The following is a 17,852-nucleotide window of genomic DNA, read 5'->3' as shown; positions in this document are numbered from 1 at the left end:
GAGACGTGCGCGGGGGCGTGGTTCCGTCGCGCACGCGGGATCCGGGGGACACGCGGGCGGACGGGAACCGGCTCTCGCTTCGGGGCGCGAGGCTCAAGTGGTGTGGGGGCCCTCTAGAAGGCGCACATTCGGAGCGGACACATACAACCGGCACCGGGCGGCACATGCGCCTCGGTCACGGGGCTGCGGTCGCTCATCGTGGTCATGCGGCCAGTAAAGCAGACCTTTACTGCTGACCGGACACCCCTGTCCGTATTCTGGACAACCGTGGACACGAATGATTGCACGTCAGGGGCGTAGGGCGAGCTCCACCCCCGCGTCCGTGACCAGTGCGGACAGGGCCGACAGGTCCTTTACCACCAGGTCGGCGGTCAGCTCGTGGGCCTGGTGGGTTGTGGCCAACGCCACGGTGGTCATGCCGGCGGCCCGGCCTGCATGGAGCCCGGCGGGGGCGTCCTCGAAGACGACGCAGTGTGCGGGGTCGACGCCGAGAGTCCGGGCGGCGAGCAGGTAGGGCTCGGGGCCGGGCTTGCCCCGGGTGATGTCGTCCGCGGCCACCAGGGTCTTGGGCAGAACGCCGACGGCGGCGAGGCGGGCTTCGACCGGCCGCCGGGTGGCGGAGGTGACGACGGCCCAGCGCATGGGGGTCCCCCCTGCTCCGAGCCTGTCGAAGAGCCAGGGGGACGGCAGCGCGTCGAGGAAGTCCCGGATGCCCGGCAGCAGACGGGCCCCGCCGTTCGGCACGTCCTCCACCTCCAGGTCCTCGATCCGCGCGACGGCCTCCGGCCCGACGTGGGCGGGCAGCAGGTCGGCGGCTATCCCGACGGTCGGCCGTGCAGTTCGATCCGCCCGAACTCCTCGGCCGGGATCCCGTACTCCATGGCCCACCGTGTCCAGCAGCACCGCACGGATTCGAGGGAGGACACGAGGGTTCCGTCGTTGTCGAACAGGAGAGCTCGCGCATGGATGGTCATGCCATCGGCTCTACGGTGCCCGGGGACATCGCCAGGCCTCAGCGCGCCTCTCCCCCACTGCGACGAGCGGGGCACGGTGGGGCCGGGCACGGTGGGGCTTTTCCGGCGTAATAAAGTCGCTGCCATGCTTGATGTCCTGACGCTGACGACCGGCGTCGCCGCGCTGCTGCTCGCCGCCTGGTGCGGCTGGGCCGCCTACCGTGATCAGCCGACGAAGGACTGGCACTTCATCGGTATGGCCGTGGTCACGTTGCTGACGCTGGTTCAACTGATCATCGGGATCGTGCAGCTGGCCCGGGGCGAGAAGCCGGAGCAGGGGACGACGATCTTCGTGGCGTATCTGCTGGGCTCGTTCGCGTGTGTCCCGGCGGCGGGCTTCATGTCGCTGGCCGAGCGCACCCGGTGGGGCTCGATCACGGTGGCCGCGAGCGGCGTCGTCCTGGCCGTGCTCGAGGTCCGGCTCTATGACATCTGGAGGGGCTGAGATGGCCGCGCCGGAACAGAAGCCGGAGAGGACCCGGCTGGTCGGCGGGCCCGGACTGCTGCTGGTGTGGCTGTACGGGGTGATGGTCGTCGGCGCCGTGTCGCGCTCCGCGTACCAGATCGCCACCGAATTCGACCGGGCACCGCTCGCCTACTCGCTCTCGGCGATCGCCGGGGTGGTCTACGGATTCATCACGTACACCCTGGTGCGCGGCGGGGAGACGGCCCGCAGGGCGGCGCTGGCGTGCTGCGCCGCCGAGTTGGTGGGCGTCCTGACGGTCGGCACCTGGACCCTGGTCGATCCGTCCGCCTTCCCCGACGCGACCGTGTGGTCGGACTACGGGATGGGGTATCTGTTCATTCCCGTGCTGCTGCCCCTCACGGCCATGTACTGGCTGCGCAAGGCGCGCACGGCGTAGCGACCACCCCGGTCAGGCGGTGGCCGCGTACGCCTCGGCCGACTTCTCCAGGACGATCATCGGTACGCCGTCCGCGCCCCGGGACGTCCCGACCCGCTGGTAGCCGACCCTGCTGTACAGCTGGAGGTTGCTCTCGCTGCGATGCCCGGCGTGCAGACGGAAGGTCCTGGCGCCCCGCTCGTCGGCGAGGGCGGCTTCGGCGACCCGCAGGAGCCGGGCGCCGATGCCGTGCCCCTGGAGACGGGGATGGACGCAGAGCTTGCCGATGGCCGCGGCGGCGCCCTCGGTGCTCCTGCCGTGCACCGAGCCTACGATCTCGTCACCGAGGCGGGCGACGAAGACCAGGTCGGCGGCGACCTCCTCGCGGACCGAGTCCAGACTCTGGACGAGCGGGTCGATGCGGTAGTTGCCGTACAGCGCCGCTTCGCTCTGGAAGCACAGGTACTGCAACCTGAAGATCTGCTCGGCGTCCTGCTCGGCCGCCGCAGAGATGGTCACGCTCATGCCCATGTGCGCACGCCTCCCGCTCACCTGATCACCTGTGGTCCCTCACTCCTATCCCCGTCCTCAATGCGACGCAACCTCCGACGCGAGCAATCGCCGCAGACATCCCAGGCATCTGGAACGTTCCGGACCCAGACTGCCTTGTGAGATACCCAACTCCCCTGCAATTTCCCGGTATGTCGGATTGTGCGGGGCCAGCAGCGCCTCCAGCAGCCGGGGGCAGCGGCCGGGCAGCCGGCGTACCGCGTCCCGCAGGGCGCGGCGGCGGGCGGCGGCGACGGCGAGGAGTTCGGGGTCGCGGTCACGGGGGTCGCCGGGATCGACGGGGTCACCGTCCCACGGCCTCTCGTGCCGGACGGCGCGGCGGCTGCGACGGGCCTCGGTGCGGACGGCCCTGCGGAGCCAGCCCTGGAGGTCGTGCGGCGGGCCGTGGGCGTCGAGGCGTTCCAGGAGGCGCAGCCAGACCGCCTGTTCCAGGTCGGCGGATTCGGCCCCGGACGCGTATGCCTCGGCGGAGGCCTCCGCGGTGAGCAGCGGACGGAGAGCGGTGACCAGGTCATGGGTCATATGCGCAACGACACGGCCGCCCCGGGCCCAGTTGCCCGGGGCGGCTGGAAATCACCCCACCGGGGGCAGGACGGCTCAGCCGTTGACGAAGTCCTCACGGGCGAGCAGACCGGTGTCCGGGTGGTCGGTGAAGACACCGTCGATGCCGGTGGCGAAGTAGGCACGGAAGGCGCCGAAGACGTCGCCGTAGGCGTCGGGGTCGCTGCCCTTGCGGAAGTTCGCGGGCAGGAAGGGGTTCTCGTTGCGCATCGTGTACGGGTGCAGGATCAGCCCGGCCCGGTGCGCGTCACGGACGAGGGTGGTGGGCTCGGTGAGGTTTCCGGCCGCGTCGCGGGGGATGACCAGGTCCAGGGTGGGGCCGATGCCCTGTGCGTAGGAGGCGATCTCCTTCAGGCCCTTCGGTGTGATGAGGTCGGCCACCGTGCGCGGGTCACCGTTCTCGACGAAGTCCCAGGGGCGGCTGTTCGCGCCGGAGAGCAGCACGGCGAGCGGGTTGTCGACGAGCCTGTCCATCCGCTGGATGCTGGTGGGTTCGAAGGACTGGACGATGACGGGCGAGTTCTTCTTGTCCTTGCCGTACTTGCGCAGCAGCCGGGCGAGGCGCTCCTCGGTGCCCAGTCCCAACCGGCGGAAGTAGGTGGGGTGCTTGAGCTCGGGGTAGATCCAGACCTGCTTGCCGCGCTTGCGGGTCTGCTCGTTCTGCCAGCGGAGCACCTCTTCGAAGGTGGGGATCTCCCAGCGGCCGTCGTAGAGGGTGTTGTGCGGGCGGTTGGCCGGAATGCGCTCGGTGGCGCGGAGCGTCTTGAGTTCGGCGAGGGTGAAGTCCTCGGTGAACCAGCCGGTGACGGAGACGCCGTCGAGCTGCTTCGTGCGCTTGCGGTCGGTGAACTCGGGATGGTTCGCGACGTCCGTGGTGCCGCCGATCTCCGGCTCGTGCCGGCAGACGAGGTGGCCGTCCTTGGTGGGCACCAGGTCGCCGGCCTCGACGATGTCGGCGCCCATGTCGAGGGCCAGTTCGTAGGCGCCGAAGGTGTGCTCGGGCCGGTGGCCGCTGGCCCCCCGGTGGCCGACGATGGTCGGGACGGGCAGGCCCTTGACGCCCCGTCCGCCGCCGTTCCGGTCCTCGGTCGCTCTCGCCGTGCCGCCCAGCCCGAGGGCGGTACCGCCCGCGCCGAGCACCGCCGCGCCCAGGAGCGCCCGCCGTCCGGTTCCGCCGGCCGCGGTCCCGCCCGTCCGCTCGTCCGACTCCTGCGTTCCCATGAGGGGCCTCCTGCCGTTGACCGTCAGTGCGGGGCGATCGTAGGGGCGCGCGCATGACGAACGGGAGACCGCGACCGGAACACGCGGGTGCCACCGGATGTCGTATGGCCCGGCCCGTCGGGTCCCGGACGGTCCAGGACGCCCCCGGACGGGTGTGCGGGGCGGGGGGTCTGACGATCCGCCGGCTTCGGGGGCGCCGGACCGGGGTACCCGTCGGTCGCCGCGTTCCTCGTGGTGGTGGTCCACGAGGAACGCGGCGACGGCGCGGGGACCGGCGGCACGCCGCCAACGGCGCGCCTCCCGCAGTCCGCGGGTCGCGCGTGCTTCGATCCGGGCCGTGTCCGCACCCCCGGACAACGACGCCGGTCCCATCGGAGCAGGACGGTGGCGGCGGTCATGACGACGAGCAACAGGAGAGCGGTACGGACGCGACCTGCCTCACATCGCGGCGTTCGCGTGACGGCCGTGCGGCACCACGTCACCGCAGGTGAACATGTGTCGACACCGCGTGGCACCTCGGTGAACCCGACGTGCGCGCCCCCCTCGCCCGCGAGTAATGTCCTTACCTGCACAGACTCATACCGCATTCCCGACACCGGAGGAACCGTTGTCCCGCTTCGCGCTCATCAAGGCAGTGCTCGGCCCGATCATGCGCCTGATGTTCCGCCCACGGGTGGAGGGTGTGGAGCACATCCCGGGTGACGGTCCGGTGATCCTGGCGGGCAACCACCTCACGTTCATCGACTCGATGATCCTGCCGCTGGTATGCGACCGTCAGGTCTTCTTCATCGGCAAGGACGAGTACGTCACCGGCAAGGGCCTCAAGGGCCGGGTGATGGCCTGGTTCTTCACCGGCGTCGGCATGATCCCGGTCGACCGCGACGGCGGCCGGGGCGGGGTCGCGGCGCTGATGACGGGCCGTCGGGTGCTGGAGCAGGGCAGGATCTTCGGCATCTACCCCGAGGGCACCCGCTCTCCCGACGGCCGCCTCTACCGGGGCCGCACCGGTATCGCGCGGCTCACCCTGATGACCGGCGCGCCCGTCGTCCCGTTCGCCATGGTCGGCACCGACAAGCTGCAGCCGGGCGGCGCGGGCCTGCCCCGGCCGGGTAAGGTCACGGTCCGCTTCGGTGAGGCGATGGAGTTCTCCCGTTACGAGGGCATGGACCGCGACCGCTACGTCCTGCGGGCCGTGACCGACTCGGTGATGACCGAGGTCATGCGCCTGTCCGGGCAGGAGTACGTGGACATGTACGCCAGCAAGGCGAAGGCCGCCTGACCTCGCCCGCCGCGAGGACCACGCACGCCGTCGGCGGACCGCTTCTGAAGCGGTCCGCCGACGGCGTGTCAGTGCCAGGCCAGCTGTCCGCGTCGTTCCCAGTACACGTGCGGGTCCTCGGGCAGTGCGGCGAGGCGGGAGAGCTGGTCGTCGTCGAGGTCGACGGCCGCCGCGTGCAGGTTGGAGGCGAGCTGGACGACGGTGGCGGCACCGGAGAGGACGACACCGGCCCAGGGCCGGCGCAGCACGAGCGCGAGGGCGACGGCGTCGCAGTCCAGTCCGGTCTCCGCGGCGACGGCCCTGAGCGCGTCGGGAGCGTGGGCCGCGGCCAGCCGCCCGTTGGCCATGCCCTCCTTGACGATCACCGTGAGCCCGGCGTCGTGGGCCTCGGCCAGTGCGGGCTCGGCGGACGTCTCCAGCGCGTTGTACGTGGACTGGACGGTACGGAAGAGGGGTTCGCCCTCGACCGTGACGGCGAGCGCGGCGCGGATGGCGTCGGCCTGGGCCGGGCCGCTGGTGGAGAACCCGACCGTGAGGCCCTGGGCGGCCGCCTCGGCGAGCCGGACGTGGAGGTCCTTGTCGGTGAGGGCGGGGCTCTCCGGGGTCACCGAGTGGATCTGGTAGAGGTCGAGCCGGTCCCCGAGCAGTGCCTCGGACTCGGCGCGCTGACGCTCGTACGCGGCGAGGGAGTGGTCCTTGACCTCGTGCCGCTCGGCGTCGGTGGACCAGTCCGCGGTGTACGTGTAGCCCCATTTGCTGCCGATGACGACGTCGTCGGCGTCGGGCCGGTTCCTCAGCCAGTCGGCGAGGAACTCCTCGGACCGGCCGTACGAGCGGGCCGCGTCGAAGTAGCGGACGCCTTGGGCGTAGGCGGCGTCGAGGAGGTCGTGGGTGCGGGTGCGCAGGGCCTCGACGCTGCGGTCGCCGCCGAGGTCGTCGTCACGGCCCAGGTTGATGTGACCGGGCCGGCCGACGGCGGCGAGTCCCAGGCCGATGTGGCAGGTGGGGGTCGTCGCGGAGGCGAGGCGTGTGAAGGGCATCGGGGGCTCCGTCCGGTCGGCTCCTTGCGGCTGCCGGACCAACGTAACCCGCGATGCCCCTGCGACACCGGACCGGTTACTTCTTGGCGTTCGCCCACGCGTGCTGGGCGGCCACGTCCGCCGTGACCTCGGCGAGCTGCGTGGCGACCGCGCTCGGTGCCGTGCCGCCGCGGCCGTCGCGGGAGGCGAGGGCGCCGGGGACGTTGAGGACGGTGCGCACTTCGGGGGTGAGGTGGGCGGAGATCTTCGCGAACTGCTCGTCGGTCAGCTCGTCGAGTTCCTTGCCCTCCGCCTCGGCGGTCTTGACGCACTCCCCTGCCACCTCGTGCGCGACCCGGAACGGCACGCCCTGCTTGACCAGCCACTCGGCGATGTCGGTGGCCAGCGAGAACCCGGCCGGGGCCAGCTCCTCCATGCGCTCGCGGTGCACGGTGAGGGTGGCCATCATTCCGGTGAAGGCCGGGAGGAGGGTCTCCAGCTGGTCGATGGAGTCGAAGACCGGCTCCTTGTCCTCCTGGAGGTCGCGGTTGTACGCGAGCGGGAGTGCCTTGAGGGTGGCCATCAGGCCGGTCAGGTTGCCGATCAGCCGGCCCGACTTGCCGCGCGCCAGCTCCGCGATGTCCGGGTTCTTCTTCTGCGGCATGATCGACGAGCCGGTGGAGAAGGCGTCGTGCAGGGTCACGAAGGAGAACTCCTTCGTGTTCCAGATGATGACCTCCTCGGCGATCCGGGAGAGGTTCACGCCGATCATCGCGGTGATGAAGGCGAACTCGGCGACGAAGTCCCGGGAGGCCGTGCCGTCGATGGAGTTGGCCGCGCTGCCGTGCTCGAAACCGAGGTCGCGGGCCACCGCCTCCGGGTCCAGGCCGAGGCTGCTGCCGGCCAGCGCGCCCGAGCCGTACGGCGACACCGCGGTCCGCTCGTCCCACTGGCGCAGCCGCTCGGCGTCCCGGGACAGCGACTGGACATGGGCGAGGACATGGTGGGCGAAGAGCACCGGCTGAGCGTGCTGGAGGTGAGTGCGCCCGGGCATGGCCACGTCCGGGTGGGCCTCGGCGAGGCCGACGAGGGCGTCCTGGAGATCGGCGATCAGGCCGCCGAGCGTCCGGGCGTGATCCCGCAGGTACATCCGGAATAGGGTCGCGACCTGGTCGTTCCTCGAGCGGCCCGCACGCAGTTTGCCGCCGAGGTCGGGGCCGAGGCGCTCCAGCAGGCCGCGCTCCAGGGCGGTGTGGACGTCCTCGTCGGCGATGGTGCCCACGAACGAGCCGTCGGCGACGTCCGCCTCGAGCCGGTCGAGGCCCTCGATCATGCGGGTGAGTTCGTCCTCGGTGAGCAGCCCCGCCCCGTGCAGCACGCGCGCGTGCGCACGCGATCCGGCGATGTCGTAGGGCGCGAGCCGCCAGTCGAAGTGGACGGACGCGGACAGCTTGGCCAGGGCCTCGGCGGGACCGTCGGCGAAACGGCCGCCCCAGAGCCGTACGTCACCGCTGTTGCTGCTCACTTGCGTGCTCCTCGAAGGCAGGTCGTGGATGTGCCACCGCCTCCTCACTCAGGCGCAGGGGAGTGAGGAGGCGGTGTCAGAGTAGTGCGTGACGGGCCGTCCGGCGGTCAGGCCGTCAGGGCCTGTCCGACGGTCAGCCGAGGTCGCGCTTGGCGGCGATCTTCGACGACAGGCTGTAGATGTCGATGAAGCCCTTGGCCGCCGCCTGGTCGAAGGTGTCGCCGGTGTCGTAGGTGGCGAGGTTGAAGTCGTACAGGGACGACTCGGAGCGCCGGCCGGTGACGACGGCCCGGCCGCCGTGCAGGGTCATCCGGATGTCGCCGGTGACGTGCTGGTTGGCCTCGGTGATGAAGCCGTCCAGGGCTCGCTTGAGCGGGGAGAACCACTGGCCGTCGTAGACCAGTTCGCCCCAGCGCTGCTCGACCTGCCGCTTGTAGCGGGCGAGCTCGCGCTCGACCGTGACGTTCTCCAGCTCCTGGTGGGCCGTGATCAGCGCGATGGCGCCGGGCGCCTCGTACACCTCGCGGGACTTGATGCCGACGAGGCGGTCCTCGACCATGTCGATCCGGCCAACGCCCTGGGCGCCCGCGCGCTCGTTGAGCTGCTGGATCGCCTGGAGGACGGTGACGGGCCTGCCGTCGATGGCGACCGGCACGCCCTCCTTGAAGGTGATGACGACCTCGTCGGCCTCGCGCGCCACGGCGGGGTTCTGCGTGTACTCGTAGACGTCCTCGATCGGCGCGTTCCAGATGTCCTCGAGGAAGCCGGTCTCGACGGCGCGCCCGAAGACGTTCTGGTCGATGGAGTACGGCGACTTCTTCGTGGTCGCGATCGGCAGGCCCTTGGCCTCGCAGAAGGCGATGGCCTTGTCGCGGGTCATGGCGTAGTCACGGACCGGGGCGATGCAGTTCAGGTCGGGGGCGAGGGCGACGATGCCGGCCTCGAAGCGGACCTGGTCGTTGCCCTTGCCGGTGCAGCCGTGGGCGACGGTGGTGGCGCCGTGCTTCTGCGCGGCGGCGACGAGGTGCTTGACGATCGTCGGCCGGGACAGCGCGGATACCAGCGGGTAGCGGTCCATGTAGAGGGCGTTGGCCTTGATCGCCGGGAGGCAGTACTCGTCGGCGAACTCGTCCTTGGCGTCGGCGACCTCCGCCTCGACGGCACCGCAGGCGAGCGCGCGCTTGCGGATGACGTCCAGGTCCTCGCCGCCCTGGCCGACGTCGACCGCAACGGCGATGACCTCGGCGCCCGTCTCCTCGGCGATCCAGCCGATGGCGACGGAGGTGTCCAGACCGCCCGAGTAGGCGAGTACGACGCGCTCGGTCACGGGATTCTCCTTACAGTGCATTCGCTGACATGCATGAGTATGCAGGAGAACGCATGATTCGTCAATCCGCCTCCGCGCGGAGGTCGATTCCGGTGGCGGTTGAACGCGGGAAACCGCTTTCCCGCATCTCTCGCAGGACTCGGGCGCCGCGTCGGCACATCCGGGACACCACGAGACACCCACGAAACCCGACCCCACCCCCCTCGACCCGAGTGAGACATCCGCATGTCCAGGGCTCTTCCGAAGTACAACAAGCGTCGCGTCTGCCTCATCGGCGGCGCCGCCGCCGTGGCGCTGTCCGGCGCGGTGATCGCCGGATCCGCCCTCGCCGGCGAGTCGCCCGGACGCTCGCGGGACCGGGCACGATCAGCTGTCCCGAACTGCTCGCACGCTTTCCCGACATCGATCCGACGATCCACGGCCTGCGCGCGGTCGTCGTCGTGACCGCCGAACTCATCCGCGACACCTGCGGCTACGCCGTCCCCTTCATGGCCTACGAGGCGGACCGCGACCTGCACGGGAAGCGGTTCGCGCGGGAGGACGACGCCTCGCTGGACGCGTACTTCACCAAGAAGGAACACGTCGCGACGAGCCTGGACGGCCTCCCCGGGCTGCCCCTGCCGCTGCCCCCGTCCCCGGCCTGAGCCATCCGCCCAGGTGCCGGGGTGCCCTGAGGCGTTTTTTCCTCCGCACGCTCCCGTCGTTCCGCTGAACGCTCCCGAGTCACGGCACGTATGTGTGGGCCAAGGGCCAAGTCCCACGGAGGAACCGTGACCACCACGCTCGCAGGCGGACGTGCCGCCCGCCGTCAGACGATGCGCCGCATCCGTCCGCGCCGCTCCCCCGCCGTGCCCCTGCTGCTCGCCGTGGGGGCGGGCGCGGTGGCCGTGCTGTGGTTGTGGTGGAACAACACACCGTCCATCTCGGACACCACCGGAAGGATCGTCGCCGCGGGCCGCATCACCGGCCTGCTGGCCGGCTATCTGATGGCCCTCGTGGTGCTGCAGATGGCCCGGGTCCCCGCGCTGGAACGCCGGGTGGGTTCGGACCGGGTGGCCCGCTGGCACGCGATGAGCGGGCGCTACACCATCAGCCTGGTCATCGCCCACGTCTTCCTCATCATGTGGGGCTACGCCCTCCAGGCGGGCAAGAGCCTCGGCGACATCGGCCGGCAGACGCTCACCTCCGTCAACGAGCTGCCGGACATGGGCAAGGCCGCCATCGGCACAGGTCTGCTGTTCGTGATCGCGTTCCTCTCGATCGGCCCGATCCGCCGCCGGCTGCCGTACGACAGCTGGTACCACGCACACCTGCTGACGTACGCGGCGATGTACCTGACGTTCTGGCACCAGATCACCACCGGCAACGAGTTCGCCGTCGAGCCGTCCGCGAAGACCTTCTGGTACGGGCTCTACGGCGCCGTGACCGCGCTGGTCCTCTGGTACCGGGCACTCACCCCGATCCGGCTGAACCTGCGTCACCGGATGCGGGTCGAGGCGGTCATCGAGGAGACGCCGGGCATCACCTCGGTACTGATCAGCGGGCGCAAACTGCACCGGATGGGCGCGGAGGCCGGGCAGTTCTTCCGCTGGCGGTTCCTGGCGCCGGGGATGCGGTTCAGCTCCCACCCGTACTCGCTGTCGGCGGCTCCCCGCCCCGGCATGCTGCGGATCACCGTGAAGGCGATCGGCGACCACACCTCCCGGCTGCGCGAGCTGGAGCCCGGCACCCGGGTGTGGGCGGAGGGACCCTACGGGGCGCTGACCGCCCAGCGCCGCAGCCGCGGGAAGGTGCTGCTGGTCGCGGGTGGGGTGGGCATCACGCCGATGCGGGCGCTGTTCGAGACGCTGCCCGGTGCCTCCGGGGACATCACCCTGCTGTACCGGGCCAACACCACCCAGGACCTGGCCCTGTGGGGCGAGCTGGCCGAGATCGCCGACGAGCGCGGTGCGCGCCTGATGTACGCGGTGAACAGCCCCGAGGGGGAACGCCCCGACATCTCGGCGGACAGCCTGCGGCGGAAGATCCCCGACATCGACAACCACGACGTCTTCATGTGCGGCCCGCCCGGGTTCGCCCAGTCGGTGTACGACGCACTGCGCGGCGCCGGGGTCCCCGCCCGCCGTATCCACCACGAGTCGTTCGAGATGTGAGCGACGGGTCATCCACACCCATCAGGAGCTTGAGAAACGATGAGGAAGACTCACCCTGTCCGGCGTGCTGTGCTGGCCACCGCCGCCACCGTCTCCGGGATCGTGCTGCTGCTGACGCTGAAGCCGGATTCCGACCCGGGCTCGGCGGAAGCGGCCGGCGGCGCGGTCCCGCCCGCGGCCGCGCAGTCCCCGCAGGGCGGCGCCCAGGCCATCGCCAACGGCACCGTCACCGGTGACGCGGCGCAGACCCAGTACGGGGCGGTGCAGGTCCGGATCACCGTCGAGAGCGGGAAGATCACCAAGGCCGAGGCCGTCCAGTCCCCCAGGGGCGGCCAGAGCGACCAGGTCACCTTCGCGTCCGTACCCAGGCTCAACCAGGCCGTCGTGGCGGCCGGCAACGCGGACGTCGACGCCGTGTCCGGCGCCACCTACACCAGCGCCGGCTACAAGAAATCGCTGCAGTCCGCACTCGACAAGGCCGGTGGCTGACACCGTGGCCGAGTCCGCACAGGCTCCCGCCGCGGTGCGTCGCACGGAAGAGACGATGGGGACCGTCTTCTCCTTCGACGTCCGCGGCGGGGAACCCACTGCCGTACACGCGGCGCTGGACGAAGCGGTCGCCGGACTGCGCCGCGTCGACGAGGTGTTCAGCACGTACCGCGACGAGACCCAGATCTCGCGGCTGGCACGCGGCGACCTCACGGTCGAGGAGTGCGACCCCGAGGTCGCCGAGGTGCTGGAGCTGGCCGCGGAGGCGGAACGGGTGAGCGACGGCTGGTTCAGCCCGCGCTACCGGGGCCGGCTCGACCCGACCGGCATCGTCAAGGGCTGGGCCACCGAGCGGGCCGCGCGGAGGCTCGCGGAGGCCGGGGCGGTCGGGGTGAGCCTCAACGGCGGCGGTGACGTCCAGTTGCTGGGCACCCCGGGAGCCGGGCGGCCGTGGCGGGTGGGCGTGTCGGATCCGCTCCGTCCGGGCGGCCTCGCGGCCGTGGTCTCCGCGGCCGGCGTGGACGAGCTGGCCGTGGCCACCTCGGGCACCGCCGAGCGCGGCGACCACATCGTCGACCCGCGCACCGGCCGTTCCGCGGTCACCGACCTGGTCGCGGTGACCGTGGTGGCGCCCCGGCTGGTCTGGGCCGACTGCTGGGCCACCGCCGCCTTCGCGATGGGATCGCGGGAGGGGCTCGCGTGGCTGGAGACGCTGCCCGACGTGGAGGCGCTACTCATCACGGCGGGCGACGAGGTGCGCTGCACGGGGGGTCTGGCGGACCGGCTGGGGTGATCGAATGGATCGGGCCCCGCACGGCGCCCGCGTACCTCCGGCCGGCGGCGAGGCCGCGCTCAGTGCCCGTTCTGGGCCAGCCGCAGCATGTGCTCGGCCAGGGCCGGCCCACCCACCGGGTCGCGGCTGATCAGCATCAGCGTGTCGTCACCGGCGATGGTCCCCAGGATGTCGTGCAGTTCGGCCTGGTCGATGGCCGAGGCCAAAAACTGCGCGGCACCCGGCGGGGTGCGCAGGACCACGAGGTTGGCGGACGCCTCCGCGGAGATCAGCAGCTCCTGGGAGAGCCGCCGCATCCGCTCCTCCTTCGCCGACTCCCCCAGCGGTGCGCGCGGGGTGCGGAAGCCGCCCTCGCTCGGTACCGCGTAGATGAGGTCGCCGTCGGTGTCGCGGATCTTCACCGCGTTCAGCTCGTCCAGGTCCCGGGAGAGCGTCGCCTGGGTGACGGTCAGCCCGTGGTCGGCGAGCAGCTTCGCCAACTGGCTCTGAGAGCGGACCGGTTGCCGGTTGAGGATGTCCACGATCCGGCGGTGGCGGGCGGTGCGGGTCTGCGGTACGGCAGGCCCGGCAGGCTGTCCGTGGTCCTGATCGTGGCTCATCGTCGTCTCATTCTCCGGTCATCCTCGGGGCGTTCCCCGGCTCGTGGTCCGGTTCATCGCCCTGCTCGTCGTCCGGGTCTCTCCCGGCTCGTGGTCCGGCTCACTGTCCGGCTCGCCCTTCCCCGTCCACCGCCCGGCCGACGGCGTCCAGGACGCCGGGCAGTGCCCCGAGGAAGGCGTCCACCGCGTCGTCCCCGAGGATCAGCGGCGGCATCAGCCGTACGACATCGGGGGCGGGCACGTTCACCAGGAAACCGGCGTCCTGAGCCGCCTGTTGCACCTGGGGCGCGAGCGGCTCGGTGAGCACGATACCCAGGAGGAGGCCCGCACCCCGGACATGGCCGATCAACGGGTCGCCGAGCGCCTCGATTCCGTCGCGGAGCCGCTCGCCCTGCCGCTTGACGTTCTCGAGCAGCCCCTCGTTCTCGATCGTGTCGAGGACGGCGAGGCCGGCGGCGCAGGCGACCGGATTGCCCCCGAAGGTCGTGCCGTGGTGGCCGGGGTGCAGCAGTTCGGCGGCGCGTCCGAAGGCGACGGTCGCGCCGATCGGCAGCCCGCCGCCGAGTCCCTTGGCGAGGGTGACGACGTCGGGCAGGACGCCTTCGTGGGCCTGGTACTCGAACCAGTTGCCGGTGCGGCCGACGCCGGTCTGCACCTCGTCCAGGACGAGCAGCGCGCCCGTGGCGGCCGTGATGGCGCGGGCGGCCTTCAGATAGCCGGGCGGGGGCACCACGACCCCGTTCTCGCCCTGGATCGGCTCGATGACGACCAGCGCGGTGTCGTCGGTGACCGCGGCGGCCAGGGCCTGCGCGTCGCCGTAGGGGACATGGGTGACGTCCCCGGGCAGCGGCGCGAACGGCTCCCGCTTGCCCGGCTGGCCGGTCAGCGCGAGGGCGCCCATGGTGCGGCCGTGGAAGCCGCCGTCGGTGGCGACCATGTGGATCCGCCCGGTCAGCCGTCCGATCTTGAACGCGGCCTCGTTGGCCTCGGCGCCCGAGTTGCAGAAGTACACCCGGCCCTCGCGGCCGAAGAGCCGGAGGAGCCGTTCGGCGAGTGCGACGGGCGGTTCGGCGACGTACAGGTTGGAGACGTGGCCCAGGGAGGCGATCTGCCGGCTGACGGCCTCCACGACGGCCGGGTGGGCATGACCGAGCGCGTTGACGGCGATGCCGCCGACGAAGTCGGTGTACTCCTTGCCGTCGGCGTCGCGGACGGTGGTACCCGCGCCGCTGACCAGGGACAGCTTCGGTGTGCCGTAGTTGTTCATGAGCGCGTGCTGCCACCGCGCGGTCAGTTCCTCGTTGCTCACGACTCCCCCTGTGCGTGCGGTGTTCCGTCGGATGCGGCCTCGATGGCGTCGGCGGGATCGTCGGGCACGACCATGGTGCCGATGCCCTCGTCGGTGAAGATCTCCAGCAGGATCGAGTGCTGGACCCGGCCGTCGATGACACGCGCCGTGGTCACACCGTTGCGTACGGCGTGCAGGCAGCCCTCCATCTTCGGCACCATGCCGGAGGACAGTTCCGGCAGCAGCTTCTCGAGCTGGGACGCGGTGAGACGGCTGATCACCTCGTCGGAGTTCGGCCAGTCCTCGTAGAGCCCCTCGACGTCGGTGAGGACCATGAGGGTCTCGGCGTCCAGGGCGGCGGCGAGCGCCGCGGCCGCCGTGTCGGCGTTGACGTTGTAGACGTGGTGGTCGTCCTGGCTCCGGGCGATCGACGAGACGACCGGGATACGGCCGTCGGCGAGCAGGGCCTCGATGGCGCCGGTGTCGATCTCGGTGATCTCGCCGACCCGCCCGATGTCGACGGGCTCACCGTCGATCTCGGGCCGGTGTTTGGTCGCGGTGAGGGTGTGCGCGTCCTCGCCGGTGAGGCCGACGGCGAAGGGTCCGTGCCGGTTGAGCAGTCCGACCAGCTCGCGCTGCACCTGTCCGGCCAGCACCATCCGTACGACGTCCATGGCGTCCTCGGTGGTCACCCGAAGGCCGGCCTTGAACTCGCTGACGATGCCGTGCCGGTCGAGCGCGGCGCTGATCTGCGGGCCGCCGCCGTGCACGACGACCGGCTTGAGGCCGGCGTGCCGCAGGAAGACCACGTCCTGGGCGAAGGCGTTCTTCAGTTCCTCGTTCACCATGGCGTTGCCGCCGAACTTGATGACGACGGTCTTGCCGTGGTGCCGGGTCAGCCAGGGCAGCGCCTCGATGAGGATCTGCGCCTTGGGCAGCGCGGTGTGCTTGCGGGTGGTGCTCATGAGGAGTACGCGCTGTTCTCGTGGACGTAGTCGGCGGTGAGGTCGTTGGTCCAGATGGTGGCGGTCGCGTCACCGGCGCCCAGGTCGGCGACGATGTGGACCTCGCGGTAGCGCATGTCGACCTTGTCGCGGTCCTCGCCGACGCCGCCGTTCTTGCACACCCAGACGCCGTTGATGGCGACGTCGAGTGCGTCGGGTTCGAAGGCGGCCTTCGTGGTGCCGATCGCGGACAGCACCCGGCCCCAGTTGGGGTCCTCGCCGTGGATGGCGCACTTGAGGAGGTTGTTGCGGGCGATGGAGCGGCCCACCTCGACGGCGTCGTCCTCGGTCGCGGCGCCCACCACCTCGACCTTGATGTCCTTGCTGGCGCCCTCGGCGTCGCGGATGAGCTGCCGGCCGAGATCGTCGCAGACGGCGCGCACGGCCTCGGCGAACTCCTCGTAGGCGGGGGTGACGCCGGCCGCGCCGGAGGCGAGCAGCAGCACGGTGTCGTTGGTGGACATGCAGCCGTCGGAGTCGACACGGTCGAAGGTGACCCTGGTGGCGGCGCGCAGGGCCCGGTCCAGTGCCCCGGCGTCGACGTCGGCGTCGGTGGTGAGGACGACCAGCATGGTGGCGAGGCCGGGGGCGAGCATGCCGGCGCCCTTGGCCATGCCGCCGACGGTCCAGCCGTCCTTCGTCACGACGGACGTCTTGTGCACACTGTCCGTGGTCTTGATGGCGAGGGCGGCCTTCTCTCCACCGTGCTCGGACAGCTGACCGGCGGCCGCCTCGACCCCCGGCAGCAGCTTGTCCATGGGAAGCGTGACGCCGATGAGCCCGGTGGAGCAGACGGCGATCTCGCCCGCGCCGGTCCCGAGTACCTCGGCGGCCTTCTCGGCGGTGGCGTGGGTGTCCTGGAAGCCCTTGGGGCCCGTACAGGCGTTGGCGCCACCGGAGTTGAGGACGACGGCGGCGACCTGGCCGCTCTTGAGCACCTGCTCGGACCAGAGCACGGGTGCGGCCTTGACGCGGTTGGCGGTGAAGACGCCCGCCGCGGCACGGCGCGGCCCGTTGTTGACCACCAGAGCCAGGTCCGGTTTGCCGTTCTCCTTGATCCCGGCGGCGATACCGGCCGCCGTGAATCCCTTTGCTGCCGTCACACTCACGGCGCGACTCCGATCGTGGTCAGTCCGGTGGACTCGTCGAGCCCGAGGGCGATGTTCATGCTCTGCAGAGCGCCGCCCGCGGTGCCCTTGGTGAGGTTGTCGATGGCGCTGATCGCGATGATCCGCCCCGCGGCCTCGTCGTACGTGACCTGGATCTGAACGGCGTTGGAACCGTGGACGGACGCCGTCGCGGGCCACTGGCCCTCGGGGAGCAGACGGACGAAGGGCTCGTCGGCGAACGCCTTCTGGTAGGCGGCCCGGACGGACTCGGCGGTGACCCCGGGCCTGGCCTTGGCACTGCACGTGGCGAGGATGCCGCGGGGCATCGGCGCGAGGGTCGGCGTGAAGGAGACGGAGACCCGTTCCCCGGCCGCCGCGCTGAGGTTCTGGATCATCTCGGGGGTGTGCCGGTGGGTGCCGCCGACGCCGTAGGGCGACATCGACCCCATGACCTCGCTGCCCAGCAGGTGCGGCTTGGCCGCCTTGCCCGCGCCGGAGGTGCCGGAGGCGGCGACGATCACCGCCTCGGCCTCAGCGAGCCCCGCCGTGTAGGCGGGGACGAGGGCCAGCGAGACGGCGGTCGGGTAGCAACCGGGCACCGCGATGCGCTTGGACCCCTCCAGCGCAGCGCGGCCGCCCGGAAGTTCGGGAAGGCCGTAGGGCCAGGTGCCGGCGTGCGGGGAGCCGTAGAACCTCTCCCAGTCGGCGGCGTCGGCGAGCCGGTGGTCGGCGCCCATGTCGACCACGAGCACGGCCGGTCCGAGCTGCTCGGCGACGGCGGCGGACTGCCCGTGCGGCAGGGCGAGGAAGACGACGTCGTGCCCGGCCAGCACGTCGGCCGTGGTCGCCTCCAGCACCCGCTCGGCGAGCGGCACCAGATGCGGTTGCAGACTCCCGAGCCGCTGCCCGGCATTGGAGTTCCCGGTCAGCGCACCGATCTCCACCCCGGGGTGCGCCAGCAGCAGACGCAGGAGCTCCCCACCCGCATATCCACTGGCCCCGGCCACAGCCACCCGTACGCTCACGGAAACCTCCTTCTCGATGGCATGACTATACGTAT

General features: G+C 71.2%; 16 protein-coding genes and 3 pseudogenes. 7 read left to right on the top strand and 12 right to left on the bottom strand.

The genetic code is table 11. The features are described 5' to 3' along the window. Window positions 1-288: 288 nt before the first annotated feature. A pseudogene (locus WJ438_RS32705) lies at window positions 289-974 on the bottom strand (HAD-IA family hydrolase). Between the two features lie 124 nt (window positions 975-1,098). Between WJ438_RS32705 and WJ438_RS32700 the strand changes: the two are divergent. Together WJ438_RS32700 and WJ438_RS32695 are read left to right on the top strand one after the other, a co-directional pair. Further along, entirely contained in the window at window positions 1,099-1,458 is a 360-nt protein-coding gene (locus tag WJ438_RS32700) for a hypothetical protein (protein ID WP_406728414.1), read from the top strand. Between the two features lies 1 nt (window position 1,459). Beyond that, complete coding sequence (locus WJ438_RS32695) at window positions 1,460-1,876, top strand: hypothetical protein (protein ID WP_406728413.1); 417 nt, start codon at window positions 1,460-1,462, stop codon at window positions 1,874-1,876. Between the two features lie 12 nt (window positions 1,877-1,888). Here WJ438_RS32695 and WJ438_RS32690 read toward each other — a convergent pair whose 3' ends face one another. The 3 genes from WJ438_RS32690 to WJ438_RS32680 all read right to left on the bottom strand — a co-directional run bounded on the left by WJ438_RS32690 (window position 1,889) and on the right by WJ438_RS32680 (window position 4,207). Beyond that, the gene (locus WJ438_RS32690; protein WP_406729878.1) at window positions 1,889-2,386 is read right to left on the bottom strand and encodes a GNAT family N-acetyltransferase; all 498 of its coding nucleotides are present in this window, start codon (window positions 2,384-2,386) and stop codon (window positions 1,889-1,891) included. 57 nt (window positions 2,387-2,443) lie between these two features. Beyond that, a complete protein-coding gene (locus tag WJ438_RS32685; protein WP_406728412.1) occupies window positions 2,444-2,947 on the bottom strand; it encodes an RNA polymerase sigma factor in 504 nt (167 codons plus the stop codon). Window positions 2,948-3,022: 75 nt separating this feature from the next. After that, window positions 3,023-4,207 carry a glycerophosphodiester phosphodiesterase gene (locus WJ438_RS32680; protein WP_406728411.1) on the bottom strand — a complete coding sequence of 395 codons (1,185 nt, stop codon included), beginning with the start codon at window positions 4,205-4,207 and terminating at the stop codon, window positions 3,023-3,025. 607 nt (window positions 4,208-4,814) lie between these two features. Between WJ438_RS32680 and WJ438_RS32675 the strand changes: the two genes are divergently transcribed. Next, complete coding sequence (locus WJ438_RS32675) at window positions 4,815-5,486, top strand: lysophospholipid acyltransferase family protein (protein ID WP_406728410.1); 672 nt, start codon at window positions 4,815-4,817, stop codon at window positions 5,484-5,486. A gap of 68 nt (window positions 5,487-5,554) precedes the next feature. Here WJ438_RS32675 and WJ438_RS32670 read toward each other — a convergent pair whose 3' ends face one another. The 3 genes from WJ438_RS32670 to WJ438_RS32660 all read right to left on the bottom strand — a co-directional run bounded on the left by WJ438_RS32670 (window position 5,555) and on the right by WJ438_RS32660 (window position 9,357). Then, window positions 5,555-6,526: an aldo/keto reductase gene (locus WJ438_RS32670; RefSeq protein ID WP_406728409.1), complete on the bottom strand. Its 972-nt coding sequence runs from the start codon at window positions 6,524-6,526 to the stop codon at window positions 5,555-5,557. A gap of 76 nt (window positions 6,527-6,602) precedes the next feature. Beyond that, window positions 6,603-8,030, bottom strand: a complete 1,428-nt coding sequence (gene argH, locus WJ438_RS32665) for an argininosuccinate lyase (RefSeq protein WP_406728408.1) — start codon at window positions 8,028-8,030, stop codon at window positions 6,603-6,605. Window positions 8,031-8,163: 133 nt separating this feature from the next. After that, window positions 8,164-9,357: an argininosuccinate synthase gene (locus WJ438_RS32660; RefSeq protein ID WP_406728407.1), complete on the bottom strand. Its 1,194-nt coding sequence runs from the start codon at window positions 9,355-9,357 to the stop codon at window positions 8,164-8,166. A gap of 377 nt (window positions 9,358-9,734) precedes the next feature. On the opposite strand from WJ438_RS32660, the pseudogene WJ438_RS32655 reads away from it, so the two are divergent. From WJ438_RS32655 to WJ438_RS32640, 4 genes and pseudogenes are all read left to right on the top strand, one after another. Then, window positions 9,735-10,001, top strand: a pseudogene (locus tag WJ438_RS32655) (pyridoxamine 5'-phosphate oxidase family protein); the annotation flags it as partial. A 126-nt stretch (window positions 10,002-10,127) separates the two neighbouring features. Continuing rightward, the gene (locus WJ438_RS32650) at window positions 10,128-11,510 is read left to right on the top strand and encodes a ferric reductase-like transmembrane domain-containing protein (protein WP_406728406.1); all 1,383 of its coding nucleotides are present in this window, start codon (window positions 10,128-10,130) and stop codon (window positions 11,508-11,510) included. Between the two features lie 39 nt (window positions 11,511-11,549). Further along, window positions 11,550-11,990: pseudogene (locus WJ438_RS32645) on the top strand (FMN-binding protein); the annotation flags it as partial. A gap of 1 nt (window position 11,991) precedes the next feature. Then, complete coding sequence (locus WJ438_RS32640) at window positions 11,992-12,792, top strand: FAD:protein FMN transferase (protein ID WP_406728405.1); 801 nt, start codon at window positions 11,992-11,994, stop codon at window positions 12,790-12,792. 59 nt (window positions 12,793-12,851) lie between these two features. On the opposite strand, the gene WJ438_RS32635 is transcribed toward WJ438_RS32640, so the two are convergent. From WJ438_RS32635 to argC, 5 genes are all read right to left on the bottom strand, one after another. Continuing rightward, the gene (locus WJ438_RS32635) at window positions 12,852-13,391 is read right to left on the bottom strand and encodes an arginine repressor (protein WP_406728404.1); all 540 of its coding nucleotides are present in this window, start codon (window positions 13,389-13,391) and stop codon (window positions 12,852-12,854) included. Window positions 13,392-13,491: 100 nt separating this feature from the next. Beyond that, on the bottom strand, window positions 13,492-14,700 hold the full coding sequence (locus WJ438_RS32630) for an acetylornithine transaminase (RefSeq protein ID WP_406728403.1): 1,209 nt from the start codon (window positions 14,698-14,700) through the stop codon (window positions 13,492-13,494). Beyond that, the gene (gene argB, locus WJ438_RS32625; protein WP_406728402.1) at window positions 14,697-15,644 is read right to left on the bottom strand and encodes an acetylglutamate kinase; all 948 of its coding nucleotides are present in this window, start codon (window positions 15,642-15,644) and stop codon (window positions 14,697-14,699) included. The genes WJ438_RS32630 and argB overlap by 4 nt, the downstream gene beginning before the upstream one ends. Further along, a complete protein-coding gene (gene argJ / locus WJ438_RS32620; RefSeq protein WP_406728401.1) occupies window positions 15,641-16,792 on the bottom strand; it encodes a bifunctional glutamate N-acetyltransferase/amino-acid acetyltransferase ArgJ in 1,152 nt (383 codons plus the stop codon). The genes argB and argJ overlap by 4 nt, the downstream gene beginning before the upstream one ends. Then, a complete protein-coding gene (argC, locus tag WJ438_RS32615; protein WP_406728400.1) occupies window positions 16,789-17,817 on the bottom strand; it encodes an N-acetyl-gamma-glutamyl-phosphate reductase in 1,029 nt (342 codons plus the stop codon). The genes argJ and argC overlap by 4 nt, the downstream gene beginning before the upstream one ends. Window positions 17,818-17,852: the final 35 nt, after the last annotated feature.

The sequence above is a fragment of the Streptomyces sp. GD-15H genome, assembly GCF_045291515.1.
Lineage (GTDB): Bacteria > Actinomycetota > Actinomycetes > Streptomycetales > Streptomycetaceae > Streptomyces.
The sequence above is the reverse complement of the archived record's forward strand: the minus strand, read 5'-3'. Positions and strand labels throughout refer to the sequence as shown.

Excerpts from the sequence above, each read along its gene's own strand:
- WJ438_RS32700 (WP_406728414.1), top strand. The coding sequence starts at position 1,099 with ATGCTTGATGTCCTGACGCTGACGACCGGCGTCGCCGCGCTGCTGCTC.
- WJ438_RS32695 (WP_406728413.1), top strand. The coding sequence starts at position 1,460 with ATGGCCGCGCCGGAACAGAAGCCGGAGAGGACCCGGCTGGTCGGCGGG.
- WJ438_RS32690 (WP_406729878.1), bottom strand. The coding sequence starts at position 2,386 with ATGGGCATGAGCGTGACCATCTCTGCGGCGGCCGAGCAGGACGCCGAG.
- WJ438_RS32685 (WP_406728412.1), bottom strand. The coding sequence starts at position 2,947 with ATGACCCATGACCTGGTCACCGCTCTCCGTCCGCTGCTCACCGCGGAG.
- WJ438_RS32680 (WP_406728411.1), bottom strand. The coding sequence starts at position 4,207 with ATGGGAACGCAGGAGTCGGACGAGCGGACGGGCGGGACCGCGGCCGGC.
- WJ438_RS32670 (WP_406728409.1), bottom strand. The coding sequence starts at position 6,526 with ATGCCCTTCACACGCCTCGCCTCCGCGACGACCCCCACCTGCCACATC.
- WJ438_RS32635 (WP_406728404.1), bottom strand. The coding sequence starts at position 13,391 with ATGAGCCACGATCAGGACCACGGACAGCCTGCCGGGCCTGCCGTACCG.
- argB (WP_406728402.1), bottom strand. The coding sequence starts at position 15,644 with ATGAGCACCACCCGCAAGCACACCGCGCTGCCCAAGGCGCAGATCCTC.